Source organism: Streptomyces sp. GQFP (assembly GCF_021545335.1).
In the GTDB taxonomy this organism is placed as follows: domain Bacteria; phylum Actinomycetota; class Actinomycetes; order Streptomycetales; family Streptomycetaceae; genus Streptomyces.
In genome coordinates, this window is record NZ_CP089312.1 from 7,475,095 (window position 1) to 7,499,481 (window position 24,387).

The 24,387-nt window shown below is 68.3% G+C and carries 19 protein-coding genes, 2 tRNA genes and 1 pseudogene; 17 read left to right on the plus strand and 5 right to left on the minus strand.

Translation table 11 applies throughout. From position 1 onward, the window contains the following. Nucleotides 1-151 precede the first annotated feature (151 nt). On the plus strand, nucleotides 152-2,206 hold the full coding sequence (locus tag LUX31_RS33850; RefSeq protein ID WP_235479122.1) for a serine/threonine-protein kinase: 2,055 nt from the start codon (nucleotides 152-154) through the stop codon (nucleotides 2,204-2,206). Nucleotides 2,207-2,239: 33 nt separating this feature from the next. Here the strand turns inward: LUX31_RS33850 and LUX31_RS33855 are convergent, their stop codons facing one another. Next, nucleotides 2,240-3,682, minus strand: a complete 1,443-nt coding sequence (locus LUX31_RS33855; RefSeq protein WP_235479123.1) for an amino acid permease — start codon at nucleotides 3,680-3,682, stop codon at nucleotides 2,240-2,242. Between the two features lie 212 nt (nucleotides 3,683-3,894). Here LUX31_RS33855 and LUX31_RS33860 point away from each other — a divergent pair, with 212 nt between their 5' ends. Both LUX31_RS33860 and LUX31_RS33865 read left to right on the plus strand, forming a co-directional pair. After that, a complete protein-coding gene (locus LUX31_RS33860) occupies nucleotides 3,895-4,383 on the plus strand; it encodes a ribose-5-phosphate isomerase (protein WP_235479124.1) in 489 nt (162 codons plus the stop codon). A 245-nt stretch (nucleotides 4,384-4,628) separates the two neighbouring features. Next, nucleotides 4,629-5,438 carry an Fpg/Nei family DNA glycosylase gene (locus LUX31_RS33865; protein WP_235479125.1) on the plus strand — a complete coding sequence of 270 codons (810 nt, stop codon included), beginning with the start codon at nucleotides 4,629-4,631 and terminating at the stop codon, nucleotides 5,436-5,438. A gap of 19 nt (nucleotides 5,439-5,457) precedes the next feature. Here LUX31_RS33865 and LUX31_RS33870 read toward each other — a convergent pair whose 3' ends face one another. Then, on the minus strand, nucleotides 5,458-6,720 hold the full coding sequence (locus tag LUX31_RS33870; protein WP_235479126.1) for a GNAT family N-acetyltransferase: 1,263 nt from the start codon (nucleotides 6,718-6,720) through the stop codon (nucleotides 5,458-5,460). Nucleotides 6,721-6,882: 162 nt separating this feature from the next. On the opposite strand from LUX31_RS33870, the gene LUX31_RS33875 reads away from it, so the two are divergent. Then, nucleotides 6,883-8,061: a PP2C family protein-serine/threonine phosphatase gene (locus LUX31_RS33875; RefSeq protein WP_235479127.1), complete on the plus strand. Its 1,179-nt coding sequence runs from the start codon at nucleotides 6,883-6,885 to the stop codon at nucleotides 8,059-8,061. Between the two features lie 41 nt (nucleotides 8,062-8,102). Here the strand turns inward: LUX31_RS33875 and LUX31_RS33880 are convergent, their stop codons facing one another. Beyond that, nucleotides 8,103-9,287 (minus strand): cation:proton antiporter, encoded by a 1,185-nt coding sequence (locus LUX31_RS33880; RefSeq protein WP_235479128.1) that lies wholly within the window; start codon nucleotides 9,285-9,287, stop codon nucleotides 8,103-8,105. 131 nt (nucleotides 9,288-9,418) lie between these two features. Here LUX31_RS33880 and LUX31_RS33885 point away from each other — a divergent pair. Further along, nucleotides 9,419-9,883 (plus strand): annotated as a pseudogene (locus LUX31_RS33885) (HD domain-containing protein). A 205-nt stretch (nucleotides 9,884-10,088) separates the two neighbouring features. Beyond that, nucleotides 10,089-10,283: a hypothetical protein gene (locus LUX31_RS33890; RefSeq protein WP_006383514.1), complete on the plus strand. Its 195-nt coding sequence runs from the start codon at nucleotides 10,089-10,091 to the stop codon at nucleotides 10,281-10,283. A gap of 60 nt (nucleotides 10,284-10,343) precedes the next feature. On the opposite strand, the gene LUX31_RS33895 is transcribed toward LUX31_RS33890, so the two are convergent. Further along, nucleotides 10,344-10,414: transfer RNA gene (locus LUX31_RS33895), tRNA-Gly, on the minus strand. A 140-nt stretch (nucleotides 10,415-10,554) separates the two neighbouring features. Between LUX31_RS33895 and LUX31_RS33900 the strand changes: the two genes are divergently transcribed. The 5 genes from LUX31_RS33900 to clpX all read left to right on the plus strand — a co-directional run bounded on the left by LUX31_RS33900 (nucleotide 10,555) and on the right by clpX (nucleotide 15,525). Next, nucleotides 10,555-10,628 (plus strand) — tRNA-Pro (locus tag LUX31_RS33900). Between the two features lie 202 nt (nucleotides 10,629-10,830). Next, a complete protein-coding gene (gene tig, locus LUX31_RS33905) occupies nucleotides 10,831-12,225 on the plus strand; it encodes a trigger factor (RefSeq protein WP_235479129.1) in 1,395 nt (464 codons plus the stop codon). Nucleotides 12,226-12,676: 451 nt separating this feature from the next. Continuing rightward, the gene (locus LUX31_RS33910) at nucleotides 12,677-13,294 is read left to right on the plus strand and encodes an ATP-dependent Clp protease proteolytic subunit (protein ID WP_235480148.1); all 618 of its coding nucleotides are present in this window, start codon (nucleotides 12,677-12,679) and stop codon (nucleotides 13,292-13,294) included. 50 nt (nucleotides 13,295-13,344) lie between these two features. Further along, a complete protein-coding gene (locus LUX31_RS33915) occupies nucleotides 13,345-14,043 on the plus strand; it encodes an ATP-dependent Clp protease proteolytic subunit (protein ID WP_235479130.1) in 699 nt (232 codons plus the stop codon). 195 nt (nucleotides 14,044-14,238) lie between these two features. Then, the gene (clpX, locus tag LUX31_RS33920; RefSeq protein WP_235479131.1) at nucleotides 14,239-15,525 is read left to right on the plus strand and encodes an ATP-dependent Clp protease ATP-binding subunit ClpX; all 1,287 of its coding nucleotides are present in this window, start codon (nucleotides 14,239-14,241) and stop codon (nucleotides 15,523-15,525) included. A 73-nt stretch (nucleotides 15,526-15,598) separates the two neighbouring features. On the opposite strand, the gene LUX31_RS33925 is transcribed toward clpX, so the two are convergent. Then, entirely contained in the window at nucleotides 15,599-16,579 is a 981-nt protein-coding gene (locus LUX31_RS33925; protein ID WP_235479132.1) for a hypothetical protein, read from the minus strand. 136 nt (nucleotides 16,580-16,715) lie between these two features. On the opposite strand from LUX31_RS33925, the gene LUX31_RS33930 reads away from it, so the two are divergent. The 6 genes from LUX31_RS33930 to mreC all read left to right on the plus strand — a co-directional run bounded on the left by LUX31_RS33930 (nucleotide 16,716) and on the right by mreC (nucleotide 24,382). Next, nucleotides 16,716-19,340, plus strand: a complete 2,625-nt coding sequence (locus LUX31_RS33930) for a valine--tRNA ligase (RefSeq protein WP_235479133.1) — start codon at nucleotides 16,716-16,718, stop codon at nucleotides 19,338-19,340. A 247-nt stretch (nucleotides 19,341-19,587) separates the two neighbouring features. Beyond that, nucleotides 19,588-21,072: a bifunctional tetrahydrofolate synthase/dihydrofolate synthase gene (gene folC, locus LUX31_RS33935; RefSeq protein ID WP_235479134.1), complete on the plus strand. Its 1,485-nt coding sequence runs from the start codon at nucleotides 19,588-19,590 to the stop codon at nucleotides 21,070-21,072. A gap of 5 nt (nucleotides 21,073-21,077) precedes the next feature. Continuing rightward, entirely contained in the window at nucleotides 21,078-21,440 is a 363-nt protein-coding gene (locus LUX31_RS33940; RefSeq protein WP_235479135.1) for a DUF4233 domain-containing protein, read from the plus strand. A gap of 68 nt (nucleotides 21,441-21,508) precedes the next feature. Further along, nucleotides 21,509-21,922 carry a nucleoside-diphosphate kinase gene (gene ndk, locus LUX31_RS33945; protein WP_006375945.1) on the plus strand — a complete coding sequence of 138 codons (414 nt, stop codon included), beginning with the start codon at nucleotides 21,509-21,511 and terminating at the stop codon, nucleotides 21,920-21,922. Between the two features lie 362 nt (nucleotides 21,923-22,284). Then, nucleotides 22,285-23,304, plus strand: coding sequence for a rod shape-determining protein (locus LUX31_RS33950; protein ID WP_235479136.1), 1,020 nt, complete (start codon nucleotides 22,285-22,287; stop codon nucleotides 23,302-23,304). A 133-nt stretch (nucleotides 23,305-23,437) separates the two neighbouring features. Beyond that, nucleotides 23,438-24,382, plus strand: a complete 945-nt coding sequence (gene mreC, locus LUX31_RS33955) for a rod shape-determining protein MreC (RefSeq protein WP_235479137.1) — start codon at nucleotides 23,438-23,440, stop codon at nucleotides 24,380-24,382. Nucleotides 24,383-24,387 lie beyond the last annotated feature (5 nt).

Consider the following 24,387-nt stretch of genomic DNA (forward strand, 5'->3'; position numbering starts at 1 on the left):
TGCTGGTACGGCACGAAGTGTGACCATTGTGGTTCTGGTGGGGCGTGCGTTGAGGGGGTGCAGAGGATTGCCGGGGAATACGGGCGGCGGTGCTCCAGGTCTTGTGGTGACGGGCCGATATCGGCTGGTCGAAAGCATTGGTCAGGGGGGAATGGGGCGGGTGTGGCGAGCCGCCGACGAAATACTCGACCGGCCGGTGGCCGTCAAGGAAATGCGGATCGACGGACTCGACGCGGAGGACACCCGCACCCGCCGCGAACGCACACTCCGCGAGGCCAGGGCGACGGCCAGGATCGACCACCCGAACGTCGTGCGCGTCTACGACGTCGTGGACGAGGGTGAGCGACTGTGGATCGTCATGGAGCTGGTCGCCGGCCGCTCCCTCGAACAACTCCTCGTCGAGGACGGCCCGTTGGCCCCGGCCGACACGGCCCGCATCGGCCTCGGCCTGGTCTCCGCACTGCGCCAGGTGCACGCCGGGGGAGTCCTGCACCGGGACATCAAACCGGGCAACGTCCTCGTGGAACGACGTGACCAGCGGGTCGTCCTCACCGACTTCGGCATCGCCGCCATCCAGGACGCGAAGGCCCTCACGATGGTCGGGATGCTCGTGGGCTCCCCCGACTACATGGCCCCGGAGCGCGTGTCGGGCCGACACCAGGGCCCGCCGTCCGACGTGTGGTCCCTGGGCGCCACACTCTGCGCGGCGCTGGGCGGCCGCTCCCCGTTCTCCCGCGAGACAACCCTCGCGACACTGCACGCGGTCCTGTACGAGGACCCCGAACTCCCCGCCGCAGCAGGCCCGTTGCACGACATCCTGGCCGCCCTCCTGGAGAAGGAACCGTCGGCCAGGCCCGCACTGGAGGACGTGGAGCTGGCACTGAGGCCGGTGGCGTTTCCGACGCCGACGCCGACGCCCGAGCCGGAAGAGGAGCCCGAGCCGAAGGCACCGGAGATACCAGAGATACCTGAGATACCTGAGATACCTGAGATACCGGACGGTCGCCCGGACACGGCGCCCCTCACCCCCGTACAGCCGCCCCAGGACACCCCGACCCCCGCCTACCTGGACGCGCCACTCGTACGGGCCGCACGACAGCCACGCGAGCAGCCGGAGCCCCACCCCGAACTCGCACCCGAACTCGCACCTGAACCCGAACTCGAACCCGCGCCCGACCCCGCACCTGAACCCGCGGAGCCGACGGACGCGATCCCCGCCGCCCACGCGGCAGCCACCCCCGTCCTGGGAACCCCTTCCTACGCTGCCTCCCCGGAGGCATCCAGCGCCTCCACCGAAGTCCCCTCCGAGATACGGTCCGAGGCCGGTTCGGCGATCCCCGTGCGCAAGGCCGGGGTCTCCCTGGTCCGAACGAAGGAGCGGGAAGAGACACAGACACAGGCACGGACACAGGTCCGAACCCAGCCGCCGGCGCAGCCACGACATACCCCGGAGCGGCAGGCGGCCGCCCTCCCGACGGCCCCGCAGACGGTGCCACCGCAGCCGCCGCCCGGCGAACTCCCGGGCCCCGCGCGCCCGTCCGACCCCGGGCGGGGCCGCGACCGGCGCCGGGGCCGCCGCCGTACGGGCATGGTGGCGGCCGGAATGGTCACGGCAGGGGCGGTGGTGGGGATAGTCCTGGCCTCAACCGCCGGCTCACCCGACGACAAGAACACGGCGACCCCGGGATCGTCGCCGGCGACCTCGGCCGCCCCCACCTCACCCGGAACAACTTCCGCACCCACCCCCGAACCCACGGTCGAGGGCACGTCACGCCCGCGCAGCCTGCCGCCAGGCGCGCACGAGGAGGCGGGCGGATACGCGTGGGCGACGCCCAAGGGCTGGCGCCGGGACGTGAAGACGGGCGCCGAGGTGCACTACACGTCCCCCGACGGCAGGCAGGAACTCCTGGCCAAGTCCTCGCTCGCCCGGGGCGATCTGCTGGAGACCTGGGAGGAGTCGGAGCGCAACGCCCGCCAGGGTCAGGACTACCGGAAGATCACCCTCGCGGAGACGACGTACCAGGGGCATCCGGCGGTCGTCTGGGAGTACACCTTCACCCTGGACGGCACCCACTGGCACGCCCGGCTGCTCGGATTCGACGTGGAGGGGAAGTCGTACCAGGTCAGCACCTGGTACCACGAGGAGATCGAGCAGCAGGCGGTACGGACCTACGAACGGGTGAGGGAGTCGTTCACGGTGCTGTGAACAACTCCCTGACCACTGAGACCACTCGGATCGCTAACCGACCTTGACGACGTCGTCGTCATCGGCAACGTCCGACGCCGGACCGCCGGCCGCGACGACGGTCCCGCGCCCGGCCTTCTGCCGGACGAAGGCGATGACGAGCACTACGGCCGCGACCAGCAGCGACAGAAGCACGGTCTCGCGTCCGTCGTGCTCGGTGTCGGTGAGCATGTAGCCGAGGACGAAGACGATGAGAGCGGCGGTCGCCCAGGTCAGATACGGGTACAGCCACATCTTCACGACGAGCTTCTCCGGGGACTCACGCTCGATGATCTTCCGCATGCGCAGCTGCGAGAAGCAGATGACCAGCCAGACGAACAGGGCCACCGCACCACTGGAGTTGACCAGGAAGAGGAAGACCGAGTCGGGGAACTTGTAGTTGAAGAAGACGGCGACGAAGCCGAAGACGACCGAGGCGACGATCGCCGCGAGCGGTACGCCACGGGACGTGGTCCGTGCGAAGGCCTTGGGCGCGTCACCGCGTTGCCCGAGCGAGAAGGCCATGCGGGAGGCCGTGTAGAGCCCGGAGTTGAGGCAGGACAGCACCGAGGTCAGCACGATGAAGTTCATGATCTGACCGGCGTGCGCGATACCGAGGGAGTCGAGGGCGGCGACGTACGAGCCCTTCTCCTTGATCGAGGGATCGTTCCACGGCAACAAGGTCACGACAACGAAGATCGACCCGAGATAGAAGACGGCGACACGCCAGATGATGCTGTTGGTGGACTTGGTGACGGCCCGCTGCGGGTCCTCGGACTCACCGGCGGCCAGTGTGGCGATCTCGCTGCCCATGAAGGAGAAGACGACGAGCAGTACACCGGTGAGGATGGCGCCGGGCCCGTTGGGCAGGAACCCGCCGGAGTCGGTGAGATTGGAGAGCCCGGCTTTCTCACTGTCGACCCCGGGAAGCACACCGAACACGGCAAGCCCGCCAATAACCACGAAAGCACTGATGGCGACGACCTTGATACCGGCGAACCAGAACTCGAACTCGCCGTAGGAACCGACGGAGACGAGGTTGGTGGCGGTCAGCACGACCATCACGATGAGCGCCCAGGCCCACTGCGGTACGGCGGGAATCCACCCTTCGAGAATGGTGGCCCCGGCGGTCGCCTCGACGGCGAGCACGACAACCCAGAAGAACCAGTACAGCCAGCCGATGGAGAACCCGGCCCAGCGCCCGAGGGCCCGGTCGGCGTGCGCGGAGAACGAGCCGGAGGTCGGGTTGGCGGCGGACATCTCGCCGAGCATCCGCATCACCAGCACGACGAGCGTGCCGACGAGAGCGTAGGAGAGAAGGATGCCGGGGCCGGCGGTGGTGATACCCGAGCTGGACCCGACGAAGAGCCCGGCCCCGATGACACCGCCGATGGCGATCATCGACAGATGCCGGTTCTTGAGCCCGGCCTGAAGCCCGGAGGACGGAGAAGCGGTCATGGGGGGAATTCCTTTGCGCCGGGTGATCGGGGAAGCGCGCCGGTGGGTACGGCGTAAACAGTTGGTCCAGTGAATCCGAGGCAAAGGGATTCCTGAACCTTTGAATCCAGATCGTTACTTGAGATTTCCTTGAGGTTCCGCAGTGTTGCGTAGAGTTTTCGCGATCAACCCCCGAGGCTGCTGCCCCGAAACAGGCATGTCACACTCGTCCCATGCGCGTGTATCTCGGCTCGGACCATGCGGGCTTCGAACTCAAGAACCACCTCGTCGAGTGGCTCAAGGAGGCCGGCCACGACCCCGTGGACTGCGGCCCCCACATCTACGACGCCCTCGACGACTACCCGCCCTTCTGCCTCCGCGCCGCAGAGCGCACGGCGGCCGACCCGGACGCCCTCGGCATCGTCATCGGCGGCTCCGGCAACGGCGAGCAGATCGCGGCGAACAAGGTGAAGGGCGTGCGCGCGGCACTCGCCTGGAGCGAGGAGACGGCGTCGCTGGGCCGCCAGCACAACAACGCCAACGTGGTAGCGGTGGGCGCACGCATGCACACCCAGGACGAGGCGACGAAGTTCGTGGAGACGTTCCTGGCAACCCCGTTCTCGGGCGACGAGCGCCACGAGCGCCGCATCGACATGCTGACCGCCTACGAGACGACGGGCGAGCTGCCGCAGATCCCGCCGCACCACCCTCAGGACCAGTAGTCGGCTGCAGGTGAGTGGGGGCTGGTCGCGCAGTTCCCCGCGCCCCTGAGGCCTCTCAGCCCGTCCGGCGTTTGAGGACGAGGCCGGTCTTTTCAGCCTGTCCGGCGTTTGAGGACGAGCGCGTTCAGCGCGACAAAGGGGGGTCTGGGGGCGCAGCCCCCAGGGATGGGAACGGGTAGGGGCGGCGGGGGCGAAAACACCCCCACAGCAACCCCCACCCACCCGCGGACAAAGAAGGAGCACCCGTGCCTGAGGGGCACACGATCCACCGCCTGGCCCAGGACTACAGCGCCGCGTTCCTAGGCACAGCACCCCAAGTAACCAGCCCCCAGGGCAAGTTCTCCGACGCAGCCGCCCTCCTCGACCGAGCCGAACTCACCCACACCGAAGCCCACGGCAAACACCTCTTCCTGGGCTTCCGCGAATCCGACTGGATCCACATCCACCTGGGCCTCTTCGGCAAGGTCAACTTCGGCGCCACCCCCGCCCCACCCCCCACGGACACGGTCCGCCTCCGACTCGCGAACAACACCGCGTACGTGGACCTCCGAGGCCCCACCACCTGCGCCCTGATCACGGACCCCGAGAAGCAGGCGATACACGCCCGCCTGGGCCCCGACCCCCTCCGCCAGGACGCGAACCCCGCCACGGCCTACACCCGCATCAGCCGCAGCCGCACAACGATCGCCGCCCTCCTCATGGACCAGAAGGTCATCGCGGGAGTCGGCAACGTCTACCGCGCAGAAGTCCTCTTCCGCCACGGCATCGACCCGTACCGCCTCGGCAGGGACATCACCCCCACCGAGTGGACCGCGCTCTGGACCGACCTGGTCGCCCTGATGCGCGAGGGCGTACGCAACAACCGCATCGACACCGTCCGCCCGGAACACACCCCGGAGGCGATGGGCCGCCCGCCGCGCGTCGACGACCACGGCGGCGAGGTCTACGTCTACCGCAGGGCCAACCTGCCCTGCCACCTCTGTGGCGGCGAGATCCGCACCGCCGATCTCGCCGCCCGCAACCTCTTCTGGTGCCCGGCCTGCCAGAAGCAGTGACCGGGCGCCGGCGGGCGGATCAGAACCCGTGCGGCAACCAGGGCGTCACCACGGACCCGAACGCCACCGAGGCCTCGGCCAACGCCCCCTGCCGGACCTCCCGCACCCGCCCGGCGGCTGCCAGCCCGGCCAACGACAGACCCCCCAGATAGGCGGACCCCAACTCCCGTACGGACAAGGCGAGATCAGCCGCGTCCTCGGTACGCACGCACACCGCCCCCTTGGCATCGCCGCTCAGCCGCCAACGCCCCGAGTTCCACGGACAGAACGCGTCCTCGACGTCGAACACGACATCCACCGGCGCCTGGTATGTCCGCGCCTCCAGCGCGGCCCCCAGGTCCACCAGCCGTACGTACAGCGCGTCCCGCCTGCGCAGCCCGCACCGCCGGATGTCCGACACCATGTGATGCCAGGGCTCGTCGACCGGCTGCCCGCGCGCGATGATCTTCGAGGTCAGATCGAGATCGAAGAGGAACCGCCACAAGGCAGCGTGCGAGGGGGCGTCAAGCGCATGCACATCCTCGACGACAACCGCGCTGTTGGACCCGGAGACGTCCCAGTCGGGCTTGACCCGAAACCGAGCGAACCCCACAACATCCCCGCCCCGCTCGGCGACAACACACTGCAAGGGCGAAGCCCCGTCCCGCTCGCTCTCCGGGTCGAGCACCCCGGCCCGCGCCCAACCAGGCATCCGCGCCAGCATCCCGGGCCGCTCCGGCACCCGCCGCGCGTACACCGCCTCGCAGACGTCCAGGGCCTCGGTCGGTACGGCATACCGCAGCCGTACGTCATCGGTCCCGTCCGGCACCGACAGCCGTACCCGCGTCGTGTCGATCTCGATGGTCAGCGAGTGCGTGGCCACGCCGTACCCGAACCGCCCGTAGATGGCGGGCTCGGAGGCCGTCAGCACCGCCAGGGGCTCGCCCCAGCTCCGTACGTCGTCCAGTTGCCGGCGCATCATCGACGTGAGCACCCCGCGCCTGCGGTGCGTGCCGGCGACGCCGACCATGGTCACGCCCGCTGCCGGAACGGAGGCTCCACCCGGTACGGTTACCTGGAAAGTGAACGCGCTCGCACTGCCGACGCACAGATCACCGTCCCAGGCACCCACGGAACGGTCGAGTTCGGTAAGTGATTTCCACAACTCCCGTTCCTCGGCGGACTCGGGCATTCCACCGAAGGCGCGGAGCAGGTTGTCGTACCACTGATCCCAGTCGTCGGGCCGAAGTACCCGCAGATCGGTCGTGCCGGAGGGCGTACCGGAGGTCCTGGAGGTCGTCATAGACCATGACTACCAGGGCATTGCGGGACGAGCGAGGGAATTTCTCCCTCGTGGCCTCGGACCGGCTCTCGGTGGGTTTCACTGTGAAGTTGAACCTCGGACGGGGGACAAGTGGGACCTCCCGTGCCAAGCAGCTGGTCCGATGGATAGGGTCCCGAACTAATGGCAGCAGGACGAGAGCGGCGCGCGGAAGCCGAGACGTTCACGGCCCGGTTGAAGAAGCAGGTTCACCGGGCCCGCACCGGCGTGCGCAGATCCGCCGTGGACTACTTCCGGGGCGACGGTTCGGACTGGATCGCGCTCGCGGGCCTGCTCCTCACGATCCCGGTCATCGCGGCCATGACCCTCGCCAACTCGGTGTGGTGCTCACCGGCCCTGCTGGTCCTCCCGATCGTCGCCGGCGGCCTACTGCTGCGCCCGGCCAGTCTGCTGAGCCTGTACGCGGCGGCGGCGTCGGCACTGATCGTGGAGTCGGTGAAGCTGGGCCCGTACACGGAGGGCCCGAGCAGGGTCACGCCGGGAGTGGTCCTGGTGGTGGCGGCGTGCGGCTTCTTCGGCTTGTTGATCGCCCAGTTCCGCAGCCGAGTGGGCGTCCCTTGGCGACGAGGCGGCACGATGCTGTTCGACCTGCGCGAACGCATCCGCGTCCAGAGCAAGTTGCCGCAGCTGCCGCAGGGCTGGCACCGCGAGATGGCGCTGCGCCCGGCGGGCGGCCAGTCGTTCTCGGGCGACTTCGTGGTGGCGGCCCGGACGAACGGGGGCCGCACGATGGAGGTCGTCCTGACGGACGTCTCGGGCAAGGGAATGGACGCAGGCTCCAGAGCCCTCCTGCTCTCAGGAGCCTTCGGAGGCCTACTGGGCTCCCTCCCGCCTCACGCCTTCCTCCCGGCGGCGAACGGCTACCTCCTCCGCCAGGACTGGGACGAGGGCTTCGCGACCTCGATCCACCTGGTCCTGGACCTGGACTCCGGCGACTACGAACTCTTCTCGGCCGGCCACCCCCCGGGCCTCCAGCTCAGCGCGGGCACGGGCCGCTGGGAGGAAAAGGCCGCGGAGGGCCCCCTGTTGGGCGTCTACGACGGCGCCCAGTTCGACCCGGTCAAGGGCTCCCTCCGCCCCGGCGACGTCCTGATGCTCTTCACGGACGGCCTGGTGGAAACCTCGGACCGAGACATCGTGGAAGGCATCGACCGCCTGACAGGCGAGGCGGACCGCTACGTGGCAGGCGGCTTCCACGGAGCGGCCTGGCACCTAATCGAGGCGGTGGCAAAGGACGTGAACGACGACAGGGCCCTCCTCCTGATCTGCAGAGAGGGCCCCACGGCCCAGGCGACGATCTGACGGGGCATTTCAGCCTGTCCGGCGTTTGAGGACGAGCGCGTTCAGCGCGACAAGCGGGGGTCTGGGGGCGCAGCCCCCAGGGGATGGGAACGGGTAGGGGCGGCGGGGGCGAACAAACCGGGCACCCACCCCGCAACCACAGGCCCCAACACCGCCAACACCAGCACATACCCCGCGATGAACGGCGACAGCCGCGCATCCAACCCCGCCCCCGCCGCCATCGTCGCCAGAATCAACGCGAACTCCCCCCGAGCCAACAACGTGCTCGAGATCACGGAAGCCCCCCGCGCCCCGAACCCGTACACCCGAGCCGCACCCACCCCCGCCAGCACATTCATCCCCAACGTCACAGCAACCGCCGCCAACACCGGCCACACCACCACCGGCAGATCCCCAGGATCGATCGACAACCCGAACGCGAAGAAGAACATCGCCCCGAACGCGTCCCGCAACGGATGCACCAGCTTCCGTATCCGCTCCCCGGACGCCGTACTCCCCAGCATCAGCCCCACCATGAACGCCCCGATCGCGTCCGCGACCCCGAACCACTCGGACACCCCGGCCACGAACACCGCCGCGCCCAGGAACGAGATCACCAGCAACTCGTCGTCCTCGACGGCGAACAGCCGCCCCACGACCCGCGTACCGAACCGAGCCACGAGCGCCAGCAGCAACAGGAACCCGAAGGCCTTGCCCCCGTCGAGAACCGCAGCCCCCAGCGAATCCGCCCCGGACAACACCGGCTGCAGCGCGGCGAGATACAGCGCGAGGAAGACGTCCTCGACGACGATGATCCCGAGGATCGGCTTCGCCTCGGGACTGCCCAGCCGACCCGTGTCGACCAGCACCTTCGTGACGATGGCGGACGACGATATGCCCAGCACCCCGGCGAGGACCAACGCCTCGGAGGTGCCCCACCCGAGGGCGAATCCGAAGCCCAGGCCGGCGCCGACGTTCAGCGCGAGATACGTGCCCCCGGCCAGCGCCATCCGCCGGCCACCCGCCTTGAGGTCGTCCAGATGGAATTCGAGGCCGAGATAGAAGAGCAGCAGCACGAGCCCGAGGGCCGAGAGCATCTCCATGTCGTGCGGGTCGGAGACCAGCACGATGCCGGGGGTGTGCGGGCCGAGCAGTATCCCGGCCAGGATGAAGAGGGGGATGGTCGGCAGCCCGATCCGGCTGCCGAGCCGGGCGAGAACCGCGGCGGCGAGAAAGGCGCCGCCCATGGCGATCAGAGTGTCCGCGTGTCCGATGAGCCTGCCTCCAGAGTCAAGAGAACGTCAAGAAACCGTCAATACTTACTTTACCAAACGATCCTTGACCCCCGCCGGGCCATCCACAACCCCACACTGACCGGATGACGAAAAGCCCCGGGAACCCCCCAACACCCCTGACCCTGGCCGAAGTAGAGGTGAAGGCCCGAGCCGCGCACGCCGCCCAGACGGACAAGGCGGGCCGCCCCTACGCGGAGCACCTCCAGGCCGTGGCCGAGGGCGTACGCGCGCGTGGCGGCGACGACGAGCAGATCGCGGCGGCCTGGCTGCACGACGCCGTGGAGGACGACGCGCTCCCCGAGGGTTGACTGGAGGAAGCCGCGCTGTCCCGCCGTACGAAGGACATCGTGCTGGCCGTCACCAAGCGCGCGGGGGAGGCCCCCGAGGCGTACGCCCGGCGCATCCTCGACACCCCGGGCGCACTCCTGGTCAAGGAGGCGGACCTGGCGCACAACGCGGACCCGGCCCGCCTGGCGGTACTCGACGCCCCGACCCGCATCCGCCTGACCGAGAAATACGTCAAAATGCGCGCGCTTCTCGGTCTGTAGAGACGTAAATGTCCATCTAATTACCCATAAAGAACATATTTCTGTGCCCTTGGTTTCTCTATGGTAATAAATCGATCTCGTGGGGCCGATGATGCGTCACCGGCCGCATAGGGTGGCCTGGTTGGTGGCACGATGGATCTGGCGGGGGTGCGAGGGAACGCATCCCTGGGCCGGTAGAGCGGACCGACCATAGGGTGTGATCAGTGTGGCCATTTCGTTGTCAGTGGTGCTGATGTTGGGAATCATCCTGGTGGTGCTGATTCGCGGAGGCACGATCAAGGCGGGCCCGGCGGTCGTCGCCATACTTTTCGGCTTCTTCCTCGCCTCGACCGGCATGGCCGACGACATCCAACGCTTCCTGAACTCGATAGCCGACACGATCAACGAGATCCAGTTCTGACCGCCGTGGGGAAACGCGATCGGCCCGGTTCCAGGGGAACCGGGCCGACGGCGAAGACAGAGCGGGCGACGGGAATCGAACCCGCGTAGCTAGTTTGGAAGACTAGGGCTCTACCATTGAGCTACGCCCGCACGCATGCGCCGCAGGTCAGATGACCGCGGCACAGAAGGCATCGTAGCGGTTCATGGCACCTCGACGCACACCCCGTTTCCACTCTTGAAATGCGGCAACCCCACAGCCTGTGGGCATGTACCCTACGTGTCGCACCAGACGGGGTGTGGCGCAGCTTGGTAGCGCGTCCGCTTTGGGAGCGGAAGGCCGTGGGTTCAAATCCCGCCACCCCGACACACCTGCCGGACCACCGGCGAGATCACCTTTTGGGGCGAGTACCGCCTGCGGCTACTATGCAAGCTGCGCGCCCGTGTGTCTGCGTTGTTACGTCCCTCAAGGGCCGCGAATCCGCTGAGGCTCAGGCACGTCCGGCACGAGGACAGCAGCAGAACCCTCAGCAGAACCCCAAGAAGTCAGCCCCCAAGGAGACCGAACCGTGAAGAGCGCCGTGGAGACCCTGAACCCGACCCGGGTTCGGCTCAGCATCGAGGTGCCCTTCGAGGAGCTCAAGGACAGCCTCGACGCGGCGTACAAGAAGATCAACCAGCAGGTCACGGTGAAGGGCTTCCGGAAGGGCAAGATCCCGGCGCGCGTCATCGACCAGCGGTTCGGCCGCGGTGCGGTGCTGGAGGAGGCCGTCAACGACGCGCTTCCGAAGTTCTACACCGAGGCGGTCAACAACTCCGAGCTCAACGTGCTCGGCCAGCCCGAGGTCGACATCACGGAGCTGAAGGACGGCGAGACGCTGAACTTCACCGCCGAGGTCGACGTCCGCCCGGCCATCGAGATCCCGGACTACTCCGGCATCGAGGTCGAGGTCGACGCGATCGAGGTCACCGAGGAGGACATCGACAAGTCGGTCGAGCAGCTCCGTGAGCGCTTCGCCTCCACCTCCCCGGTCGAGCGGGCCGCCGAGGACGGCGACGTCGTGACGCTGGACCTGGAGGCCAAGGTCGACGGCGAGGTGCTGGAGGACGGCGTCGCGAGCGGCGTCTCCTACACCATCGGCTCCGGCGAGCTGCTGGACGGCGTCGACGCCGCGGTGACGGGCGTTGAGGCCGGTGGCGAGGCCACCTTCACCTCCGAGCTGAAGGGTGGCTCGGCGGCCGGCAAGGAGGCCGAGGTCACCGTCAAGGTCACCCAGGTCGCCGCCCGCGAACTCCCGGACCTGGACGACGAGTTCGCCCAGCTCGCCTCCGAGTTCGACACCCTGGAGGAGCTGCGCGCGGACAGCCGCAAGCGCCTCGAGAACATGAAGCAGTACGACCAGGCCACGCAGGCCCAGGAGCGAGTCCTGGAGAAGCTGCTCGAGCTCGTCGAGGTGCCCGTCCCCGAGAAGCTCCTCGAGGACGAGATCAACACCCGCAAGCACAACCTGGAGCACCACCAGCTCGGCCAGATGGGCCTCGACCTCGAGAAGTACCTCGAGATCCAGGGCAAGACGGCCGAGGAGTTCGACACCGAGACCAAGGAAGCCGCGGTCAAGGGCATCAAGACCCAGTTCGTCCTCGACGAGCTGGTCAACAAGGAGAAGCTGAACGTCAACCAGGAGGAGCTCACCGAGCACCTCATGCGGCGCGCGGCCTCCTCCGGCATGTCCCCCGACCAGTTCGCCCAGGCGGTCGTCGAGGGCGGCCAGGTCCCGATGCTGGTCGGCGAGGTAGCCCGCGGCAAGGCCCTCGCGGTCGTGGTCGAGGCCGCCACGGTCAAGGACACCAACGGCGAGATCATCGACCTCGACGACGAGGAAGAGGACGAGACCACGGAGACGGCCGAGGCCGCCACCGAGGAGACCCCGGCCGAGTCCACCGAGGACAAGCCCGAGGCCTGACACCAACGGCACCTCTGACAGACGCACGACAGGCCCCCGGGAACAACTTGTTCCCGGGGGCCTGTCGCGCCCCTGAGGGCATGCGGGGCTGTCCGTCATCCGCGCCCGCAGGGACGCGCCCCAAAGGGGCGCGGGGAACTGCGCGAGAAGCCCCACGGGCCGGCACTCGCCCACCCCCGGCGGAGCCACGGCGAGAAGCACCCGGGGCCCGGGGCGGGAGCCCCGTGAGGCCGGCCCACTCACCGGTGCCCAAACACCAAGGCCCACCTGCGCTCACAGCGAACAGTTCCATTCCCGGGATTCCCCGGAGGGACCCGCGCGTTAGGGTCCATGAGTACGAGGGCAGGGGAGTCCCCGAATAACCGCCGGACGGCCCCACGCCCCGGCAGAACACGTGAGACGGCCCGGCGCCGTCGTAAGACGAGCAGGTGGATACGACGTGACGAATCTGATGCCTTCCGCCGCCGGCGAGCCTTCCATCGGCGGTGGCCTCGGCGACCAGGTCTACAACCGGCTGCTCAACGAGCGGATCATCTTCCTCGGCCAGCCGGTCGACGACGACATCGCGAACAAGATCACCGCGCAGCTGCTGCTCCTCGCCGCCGCTGACCCGGACAAGGACATCAACCTCTACATCAACAGCCCCGGCGGCTCGATCACGGCCGGCATGGCGATCTACGACACCATGCAGTTCATCAAGAACGACGTGATGACGATCGCCATGGGCCTCGCGGCCTCCATGGGCCAGTTCCTGCTCAGCGCGGGTACGCCCGGCAAGCGCTTCGCGCTGCCGAACGCCGAGATCCTGATCCACCAGCCCTCCGCCGGCCTCGCCGGTTCGGCGTCGGACATCAAGATCCACGCCGAGCGGCTGCTGCACACCAAGAAGCGCATGGCCGAGCTGACGGCACAGCACACCGGCCAGACCGTCGAGCAGGTCACCCGGGACTCGGACCGCGACCGCTGGTTCGACCCCGAGGAGGCCAAGGCGTACGGCCTCATCGACGACGTCATCGCCACGGCCGCAGGCATCCCGGGCGGCGGCGGCACCGGGGGTGCGGGCTCGTAAGCGCCCTCACCGCCCTCCAGCCCCCGCCTCAGCCCCTTTCAGGAGACATCGTGAACGACTTCCCCGGCAGCGGCCTCTACGACCGTACGAGGGCGGCACAGGCCGCCCAGGCGCAGTACACCGGCCCCAGCGCCGAGTCCCGCTACGTCATCCCGCGCTTCGTCGAGCGCACCTCGCAGGGCGTGCGTGAGTACGACCCGTACGCGAAGCTCTTCGAGGAGCGCGTGATCTTCCTCGGTGTGCAGATCGACGACGCCTCCGCCAACGACGTCATGGCACAGCTGCTGTGCCTGGAGTCGATGGACCCCGACCGGGACATCTCGGTCTACATCAACAGCCCCGGTGGCTCGTTCACGGCCCTCACGGCCATCTACGACACGATGCAGTTCGTGAAGCCGGACGTCCAGACGGTCTGCATGGGCCAGGCGGCCTCCGCCGCCGCGATCCTCCTCGCGGCCGGTACGCCGGGCAAGCGCATGGCGCTGCCCAACGCGCGCGTGCTGATCCACCAGCCGTACAGCGAGACCGGCCGTGGCCAGGTCTCCGACCTGGAGATCGCGGCCAACGAGATCCTCCGGATGCGTGCCCAGCTGGAGGACATGCTGGCCAGGCACTCCACCACGCCGATCGAGAAGATCCGCGAGGACATCGAGCGCGACAAGATCCTCACGGCCGAGGACGCGCTGTCGTACGGCCTGATCGACCAGATCATCTCCACCCGGAAGATGAACAACGCCAGCGTCCGCTGACGTACTGGTAGGCGTACTGGTAGACGCGGAAGCTGTATCGTCTGCCGCCCCTTGGCACGGTTTGACTCGGAGCACGTCAAAGTGAACCGCGCCAAGGGGGGCCCGAACGGGGGGCCCGGCAAGGTACCGTCGGACATAAGGCAGCACCAGGAGCCGCTGGACCTAGGCGTCTCCCAGGCGAAGGGGAAGCACACCGTGGCACGCATCGGTGACGGCGGCGATCTGCTCAAGTGCTCGTTCTGTGGCAAGAGCCAGAAGCAGGTCAAGAAGCTCATCGCAGGCCCCGGTGTGTACATCTGCGACGAGTGCATCGATCTCTGCAACGAGATCATCGAGGAAGAGCTTGCCGAGACGAGCGAGGTCAGGTGGGAGGAACTCCCCAAGCCCCGCGAGATCTACGAGTTCCTCGAGGGGTACGTAGTCGGTCAGGAGTCGGCCAAGAAGGCCCTGTCCGTCGCGGTGTACAACCACTACAAGCGGGTCCAGGCCGGTGAGAACGGCGGCGGTCAAAGCCGCGACGACGCCATCGAGTTGGCGAAGTCCAACATCCTCCTGCTGGGCCCCACGGGCTCCGGCAAGACCCTCCTCGCGCAGACCCTGGCGCGCATGCTCAACGTCCCGTTCGCCATCGCCGACGCGACGGCGCTGACGGAGGCCGGGTATGTCGGCGAGGACGTAGAGAACATCCTGTTGAAGCTGATCCAGGCGGCGGACTACGACGTCAAGAAGGCCGAAACCGGAATCATCTACATCGACGAGATCGACAAGGTCGCGCGGAAGAGTGAAAACCCGTCGATCACGCGTGACGTGTCCGGCGAGGGCGTCCAGCAGGCCCTGCTGAAGATCCTCGAAGGCACGACGGCCTCGGTCCCGCCGCAGGGCGGACGCAAGCACCCGCACCAGGAGTTCATCCAGATCGACACGACGAACGTCCTGTTCATCGTGGGCGGCGCCTTCGCGGGCCTGGAGAAGCTCATCGAGTCGAGGGCGGGTGCCAAGGGCATCGGCTTCGGCGCGACGATCCGCTCCAAGCGCGAGATGGAGAACAAGGACCAGTTCGAGGCGGTCATGCCCGAGGACCTGGTGAAGTTCGGGATGATCCCGGAGTTCATCGGCCGCCTCCCCGTGATCACCTCGGTCCACAACCTGGACCGCAAGGCGCTCCTCCAGATCCTGGTCGAGCCGCGCAACGCCCTCGTCAAGCAGTACCAGCGCCTCTTCGAACTCGACGGTGTGGAGCTGGACTTCGAGCGCGAGGCCCTTGAGGCCATCGCCGACCAGGCGATCCTGCGCCAGACCGGCGCACGCGGTCTGCGCGCCATCATGGAAGAGGTCCTCCAGGCGGTGATGTACGAGGTCCCGTCCCGCAAGGACGTGGCCCGCGTCGTCATCACGGCGGACGTCGTCCTGTCGAACGTGAACCCGACCCTGATCCCGAGGGACGCGCGCGGGCGCGGCCCGGGCGAGCAGAAGACGGCGTAACGGCGGCGCAGGGCAAAGGAATTGCGGAGGGGCCCCGGTCAACAGACCGGGGCCCCTCCGCAGTTGATGTGTGTCAGGCCTTGACGCGCACGTCCGCGCGCAGCTTGGCGGCGAGTTCGGCCGCCTCCTCCATCGTGGTGGCCTTGCCCGAGGCCAGGGACGCGAGGTCGTACGTCAGGACGTAGCTGAGCGTGCTGTGGTCGCCCCAGATACAGAACGGCATCTTCGTCGTCGTGCCGGACTCGGTGCTCTCGATCTGCTGGCACTTCATGATGCCGTTGTCGAAGCCGGCCGGCGTGAACTCCTGCGGGCTGCCGACGAGTTTGCCGTCGTCGGAGGACGAACTCTTCGCCGACTCCGACTTCATCTGGGCGAACATCGCGTCGACGACCTTCTCCGGGTCGTCGATCGTGCCGTACACACCGGCGAACATCAGGGTCTTGGCGGTGAGGCTCTCGCCCGAGGCGTACACGCCGCTGACGTCCTTGGGGTTCTGGACCCCCCAGGACTCGGCGTCCTTGATCTCGTCCTCGGTCAGCGCGTCGGCCGCGGAGTCCCCGCTCTTCTTGTACTCGCCGTCGAGCACGGTCGCCGGCGCCGTCAGCTTGTGCGCCCCGTCGTCGGCGATGTCGGAGCCACTGCCCGAGCCACTGCCACCGCCGAGCACGAAGTACGCCCCCACGGCGATGGCGGCCACGACGGCCACCGACCCGAGGACGATCGCCGTCGTCTTCTTCTTGCCCCCACCCGGCGCCGGCGGCTGCGGAACCCCGTACGGGGCCTGGCCGTACGGCGGCTGCTGGCCGTAGGCGGGCTGCTGACCGTACGGGTTCGGGGCACCCTGCGGGCCGGGCTGCTGCGGATAGCCGTAACCGGGCTGCGTGGGCGGGGGCGGAGCCTGCTGGGGGTAGCCGTAGCCGGGCTGCGGAGCCGCCGGAGGGGCCTGAGGTGCTTGGGGCGGCTGGCCGTACGGACCCGGCTGGGCGGCCGGCTGCCCGTACGGGCCGGGCTGCTGGGGTGGTCCGCCGTACGGGCCCGGCTGGTTGTAGCTCATCTCTGGGTTCCCCTCCAGATGCTTATGTGTTCCTGACATCCTCGCGCAGGCCAGTGGCCCGAGTTGCCCCGGGTGTCCCACCGTTACGAAAGAATCGAGTTTCGGGACACGGTGGTGACGCCTCTAAACTGACCGGGTGACCGAGAACGCTCAGCAGCAGCCAACAGCGCCCATCACCGAACTGCCGACCCAGTACGCGCCGGCCGAGGTAGAGGGGAAGCTGTACGAGCGCTGGGTGGACCGGGGCTACTTCGCCGCCGACGCGAAGAGCGACAAGCCCGCCTACACCATCGTCATCCCGCCGCCGAACGTGACGGGCTCCCTCCACCTGGGCCACGCCTTCCAGCACACGCTCATGGACGCCCTCACCCGCCGCAAGCGCATGCAGGGCTACGAGTCGCTCTGGCTCCCCGGCATGGACCACGCGGGCATCGCCACCCAGAACAAGGTCGAGCAGCAGCTTGCCGAGGAGGGCAAGTCCCGCCACGACCTGGGGCGCGAGGAGTTCGTCGAGCGGGTCTGGCAGTGGAAGGAGGAGTACGGCGGCAAGATCCTCGGCCAGATGCGCCGCCTCGGCGACGGCGTCGACTGGAACCGCGAACGCTTCACGATGGACGAGGGCCTCTCCAAGGCCGTCCAGACGATCTTCAAGCGCCTCTACGACGACGAGCTGATCTACCGCGCCGAGCGGATCATCAACTGGTGCCCGCGGTGTCTCACGGCCATCTCGGACATCGAGGTCGAGTACCAGGACGACGCGGGCGAACTCGTCTCGATCAGGTACGGCGAGGGCGAGGACAGCCTGGTCGTCGCCACCACCCGCGCCGAGACGATGCTCGGTGACACCGCCGTCGCCGTCCACCCCGACGACGAGCGCTACAAGCATTTCGTCGGCAGGCAGATCAAGCTGCCGCTGACGGACCGGACCATCCCGGTCGTCGCCGACACCCACGTGGACCCGGAGTTCGGCACCGGTGCCGTCAAGGTGACCCCGGCCCACGACACGAACGACTTCGCCATCGGGCAGCGCCACAGCCTGCCCAACATGACGATCATGGACGAGCACGGTGTCATCACCGTCCACGGCCCCTTCCTCGGCCTGGACCGCTTCGAGGCCCGCTCCGCCGTCGTCGGCGCCCTGCGCGGACAGGGCCGGATCGTCGCCGAGAAGCGCCCGTACACGCACTCCGTCGGGCACTGCTCACGCTGCTCCACCACCGTCGAGCCGCGCCTGTCCCTCCAGTGGTGGGTCAAGGTCGAGACACTGGCCAAGGCCGCCGGTGACGCGGTCCGCGACGGCCGGGTCTCGATCCACCCCGAGGAGATGTCCAAGCGCTACTTCGACTGGGTCGACAACCTCAACGACTGGTGCATCTCACGCCAGTTGTGGTGGGGCCACCGCATCCCCGTCTGGTACGGCCCGGACGGCGAGGTCGTCTGCGTCGGCCCCGACGAGCAGCCGCCCACCGGCGAGGGCTGGACCCAGGACACCGACGTCCTCGACACCTGGTTCTCCTCCGGCCTGTGGCCGTTCTCCACCCTCGGCTGGCCCGAACAGACCCCGGACCTCGAGAAGTTCTACTCGACCGATGTCCTCCTCACCGGCCACGACATCATCTTCTTCTGGGTCGCCCGGATGATGATGTTCGGCCTGTACGCCATGGACGGCGAGGCCCCGTTCAAGACCATCGCCCTGACCGGCCTGGTCCGTGACGAGCGCGGCAAGAAGATGTCGAAGTCCTTCGGCAACGTCGTCGACCCGCTGGACTGGATGGACAAGTACGGCTCCGACGCCGTCCGCTTCACCCTGGCCAAGGGCGCCAACCCCGGCACCGACGTCCCGATCGGCGAGGACTGGGTCCAGGCGTCCAGCAAGTTCGCCAACAAGATCTGGAACGCCACGCGCTTCGCGCTGATGAACGGCGCCACGATCGAGGGCGAACTCCCGGCAGCCGAGAAGCTCTCGGCCACGGACCGCTGGATCCTCTCCCGCCTGAACAAGACGGTCGCGCAGGTCGACGCGTACTACGACGACTTCCAGTTCGCGAAGCTCAGCGACGCGCTCTACCACTTCGCGTGGGACGAGGTCTTCGACTGGTACGTCGAACTGTCGAAGACCACGTTCTTCGCGGGCGGCGAGCAGGCGAAGGTCTCCGGCCGGGTCCTCGGCGAGGTCATCGACGTCATGCTGCGCCTCCTCCACCCGGTCGTCCCCTTCGTCACCGAGACGCTGTGGACGACGCTGACCGGCCGTGAGTCCCTCGTCATCGCCGAGTGGCCCAAGGACAGTGGCTTCCGCGACGAGGCGGCCGAGGCCGAGATCGGCACCGTCCAGGCCGTCGTCACCGAGGTCCGCCGCTTCCGCAAGGAGCAGGGCCTCCAGGACGGCCAGAAGGTCCCGGCCCGCCTCACCCTCGACGGCACGGCCCTGGCCGCACACGAGCCAGCCATCCGCCAGCTTCTCCGCCTCCAGCCGGAGGGCGAGGGCTTCGCGGCCACGGCAACCCTCCCGGTCGCCGGCGCCACGGTCGCCCTGGACCTCTCCGGCACGATCGACGTCGCAGCGGAGCGCAAGCGCCTCGCGAAGGACTTGGCGGCGGCGCAGAAGGAACGCCAGCAGGCCGAGGCCAAACTCGGCAACGAGGCCTTCCTGGCAAAGGCCCCGGACCAGGTGGTGGACAAGATCAAGGCCCGCTTGGCAAAGGCGGACGAGGACATCACCCGCATCCAGACCCAACTGGACGGATTGCCGGAGGCGTAACCAGCCGGTTTCCTCGCCCCCGCCGCCCCTACCTGTCCCATCCTCGGGGGCTCCGCCCCCGAACCCCCGCTCCTCAAACGCCGGAGGGGCTGAGAAGTTCAGCCCGTCCGGCGTTTGAGGACGAGGCCCCTTCAGGGCCGACAGCGGGGGTCTGGGGGCGGCAGCCCCCAGGGATGGGAACGGGTAGGGGCGGCGGGGGCGAAAACCCACGCGTTCGGGCAGCGCGGCGGCTCCGTAGACTGACTCCGTGAGCGACACCGACCCCTTCGACGACATCATCGACGCCGAGACCGACCGAGACCCCGACCTCGCGGTCATCGAGGCCGGCAGCCGCACCCTCCGCACCCAGGGCGGAGCCCCAAGCGCTGACGTGCCGGGCCGCCCCGCCGACCCCGAGGTCGACAAGGCCCTCCGCACCGTCGAGGCGGACCTCGCCACCCGCTGGGGCGAAACCAAGCTGGAGCCCAGCGTCAGCCGTATCGCCGCGCTGATGGACGTCCTGGGCGAGCCCCAGCGCGCGTACCCCTCGATCCACATCACCGGCACCAACGGCAAGACCTCCACCGCCCGCATGATCGAGGCCCTCCTCGGCGCCTTCGACCTGCGCACCGGCCGGTACACCTCCCCGCACGTCCAGTCGATCACCGAGCGGATCAGTCTCGACGGGGCACCCATCCCGGCGGAGCGGTTCGTTGAGACGTACGACGACATCAAGGCGTACGTCGAGATGGTCGACGCCCAGCAGGAGTTCCGGCTCTCCTTCTTCGAGGTGCTGACCGGCATGGCGTACGCGGCCTTCGCCGACGCCCCTGTCGACGTGGCCGTCGTCGAGGTCGGGATGGGGGGCAGCTGGGACGCCACCAACGTCATCGACGCGGACGTGGCCGTCGTGACCCCGATCGACCTCGACCACACCGACCGGCTCGGCGAGACGCCGGGTGAGATCGCCGTCGAGAAGGGCGGGATCATCAAGCAGGACGCGACCGTGATCCTCGCCCAGCAGTCGGTCGACGCGGCCCAGGTGCTGCTGAAGAAGGCCGTCGAGGTGGACGCCACGGTGGCCAGGGAGGGCCTGGAGTTCGGGGTAGTCAGCCGCACGGTCGCCGTCGGCGGGCAGATGCTGACGCTGCGCGGGCTCGGCGGGGAGTACGAGGAGATCTTCCTGCCGCTGCACGGCGGCTACCAGGCCCACAACGCGGCCGTCGCCCTCGCCGCCGTCGAGGCGTTCTTCGGCGTCGGCACCCAGCGGCCCGAGCCCCTCGACGTCGACACCGTCCGCAAGGCGTTCGCCGCGGTGACGTCCCCCGGGCGGCTGGAGATCGTACGGCGCTCTCCCACCGTCGTGCTCGACGCCGCGCACAACCCGGCGGGCGCACGGGCCACGGCCGAGGCGGTCGGCGAGGCCTTCGACTTCAGCCGGCTCATCGGGGTGGTCGGGGCGAGCGGCGACAAGAACGTACGGGGGCTCCTCGAAGCCTTCGAGCCGATCTTCGCCGAGGTCGTGATCACGCAGAACTCCAGCCAGCGCGCGATGGACGTCGACGAGCTGGCCGCCATCGCCGTCGAGGTGTTCGGCGACGACCGCGTCCAGGTCGAACCGCGGCTCGACGACGCCCTGGAGGCCGCCATCACCCTCGCCGAGGAGGACGGGGAGTACTCGGGCGCCGGTGTGCTCGTCACCGGCTCCGTCATCACCGTCGGCGAGGCCCGACTGCTCCTGGGGAGGGGCTGACTTCCATGCGTACGCTCTGTGCTTCGACCCTGATCGGCGAGGTCTTCCTGATCGGTTTCGCCGGTCTCGTCGCCATGAAGGACCCCGACCTGTCCACGTCGACCGTGTGGACGGTCAGCGGCATCGCCATGCTGCTGTGCGTGCTGCTGTGCGGTGTGATCACCCGGCCCGGCGGCATCCAGCTCGGCTGGGCCCTGCAGATCGGGCTCATCGCGTCCGGCATCGTCGTCCCGACCATGTACTTCATGGGCGCGATGTTCGCCGCGCTGTGGTGGGCGTCCGTCCACTACGGCAGGAAGATCGACGAGGCGAAGGCGAGATTCGCCGCACAGGCCCAGTCGGCCGGTACCAGTCCTGACGCTGCGTGACACCCGCTCAGGGCGGCCCTGTAGCCTCTGAGCACCGCACATACGTGACCTCGAATGGAGCCACCCCCGTGACTCAGCGCACCCTCGTCCTCCTCAAGCCCGACGCCGTCCGTCGCGGCCTGACCGGCGAGATCATCGGCCGGATCGAGCGCAAGGCCGGCTGGCGTATCACCGCGCTGGAGCTGCGCACCCTGGACCAGGAGACGCTGGAGCAGCACTACGGCGAGCACAAGGGCAAGGTCTTCTACGAGCCCCTCGTCGAGTTCATGGCATCAGGCCCCGTCGTCGCCCTGGTCGTCGAGGGCGAGCGGGTCATCGAGGGTGTGCGCGCGCTCGCCGGGCCCACCGACCCCATCGCCGCCGCTCCCGGTTCCATCCGCGGTGACTACGGCGTGATCGTCCGCGAGAACCTCATCCACGCCTCCGACTCCGAGGAGTCCGCCGAGCGCGAGCTGAAGATCTTCTTCCCCGGCCGCGACTGACAACCCCCCGTATCCGGCCGGTGAACTTCTTGCGCAGTTTCTGCACAAACCGTTTCTGAGGAACCGTCACCTCACTCGGATGCCCGAGGATTGTCTGACCTGGGACGGCCGTCGAAAACCGGCCGTCCTCCGGCATATGCGTGCCGATCGGGGGAACGCCTACCCCCGAACGCCCGTCTCCAGAAGCGAGACGGCACATCGCATGCTGACAATGGCGAAGACCCTCGCGCGGTGTTCGTGCAGGCGAGACTACGATGTAAGCCTTGCAAGCCTTCACGTCACCGCACCCACTTCGCCACCCCAAACCAAAGCCATCACACGCTTCACTTGGGAAGGCCAGACGAATCCTGATGGGGAACTCAATGTCGTTCATCGGCCGTGACATGGCTGTCGACCTCGGGACCGCCAACACGCTGGTGTACGTCAGGGGTCGCGGGATCGTACTCAACGAGCCGTCCGTCGTCGCGATCAACACCAACACCGGTGGCATTCTCGCGGTCGGATCGGAAGCGAAGAAGATGATCGGTCGGACGCCCGGCAACATCGTTGCCGTGCGCCCGCTCAGGGACGGCGTCATCGCCGACTTCGAGATCACCGAGCGGATGCTCCGCTACTTCATTCTGAAGATTCACAAGCGGCGGTATCTCGCCCGTCCCCGTGTCGTCGTCTGTGTGCCCTCGGGCATCACGGGCGTCGAGCGCCGTGCCGTCATCGAGGCCTCGTCCCAGGCCGGCGCGCGCCAGGTGCACATCATCGAGGAGCCCATGGCCGCGGCCATCGGTTCCGGCCTGCCGGTCCACGAGGCCACGGGCAACATGGTGGTGGACATCGGCGGCGGCACCACGGAGGTCGCGGTCATCTCCCTCGGCGGCATCGTCACCGCCCAGTCCATCCGCGTCGCGGGTGACGAACTGGACAACGCGATCATCCAGCACATCAAGAAGGAGTACTCGCTCCTCCTCGGTGAGCGGACGGCCGAACAGATCAAGATCACGATCGGTTCGGCGTACGACCTCGACGCTGACGAACACACCGAAATCCGCGGCCGGGACCTTGTCTCCGGGCTGCCCAAGACCGTCGTGATCTCCGCGGCCGAAGTCCGCAAGGCCATCGAAGAACCGGTCAACGCGATCGTCGACGCCGTGAAGACCACCCTCGACAAGTGCCCGCCCGAGCTGTCCGGCGACATCATGGACCGCGGAATCGTTCTGACCGGCGGTGGCGCCCTGCTCCGCGGGCTCGACGAGCGGCTGCGCCGGGAGACCGGCATGCCCATCCACATCGCCGAGGACCCGCTGGACAGCGTGGTGCTCGGTTCCGGCAAGTGCGTGGAGGAGTTCGAGGCGCTCCAGCAGGTGCTGGACGCCCAGCCGCGCAGATGACGTAACTCTTCGATTCCGCCGTACGAGATGATCTCCTCTCGTGCGGCGGATCGTTGATATAGAGGCATAAGCTCGCCCCAAAGAACCCTGTTGCCCCAAAAAAACTCTATTGAGGAAGGCACGGCCGCCGCACGTGAGGGACACACGAGAGAGCCGGCTGCTCCTGGTGCTGCTGATCGCGATCGCGTTCGCGCTGATCACGGTGGACATCCGCGGCGGGGAGGACTCACCGGTCGACGGTGCCCGGCAGGCCGCGGCAGCCGTCTTCGGGCCGGTCGAGGACGGGGTGGCCACCGTGGTCGACCCGGTCGGCGACGCGGTCTCCGCCGTACGCGACTCCGGTGAGCGGCACGACCGGCTCGCCGCGCTGGAGAAGGAGAACGCGGCGCTCAAGGCCCGCCTCGGCAGCGGCGATCGCAACCGCAGCAGACTGGGCCAGCTCGACAAGATGCTCAAGTCGGCCGGTGCCGGGCAGTACGGCATCAAGGGCGCCGAGGTCATCGCCATAGGAGCGGCCCAGGGCTTCTCCTGGACGGTCACCATCGACATCGGCGCCAACGACGGCGTCAAGCGGGACATGACGGTCCTGAACGGCGACGGACTCGTCGGCCGCGTCACCACCGTCGGCCCCGGCACCGCGACCGTGCTGCTCGCCAACGACCCCGACTTCACCGTCGGCACGCGCATGGAGGGCAGCGACGAACTGGGCTTCGCCTCCGGGCAGGGCGACCGGCCGCTGCGCGTCCAGCTCCTCAACGGCAAGGCCAAGGTGCAGAAGGGCGACCGGCTCGTCACCTTCGGCTCGCAGGCCGACAAGCCGTTCGTGCCCGGCGTACCCGTCGGGGTCGTCTCCCGGGTCGATCCGTCCGGCGGCGACCTGACCCGCACGATCTACGTCACGCCGTTCGTCGGCTTCACCAAGCTCGACATCGTCGGTGTCGTCGTCGAGGCCCCGCGCACCGACCCGCGCGACACCGTCCTCCCGGCCAAGCCGAAGCCGACGCCCACCCCGACGGTCACCGTCACGGTGACCCCGTCCGCGTCGGCGGCCGACGGCCAGTACCAGCAAGAGCAGTAGGAGCT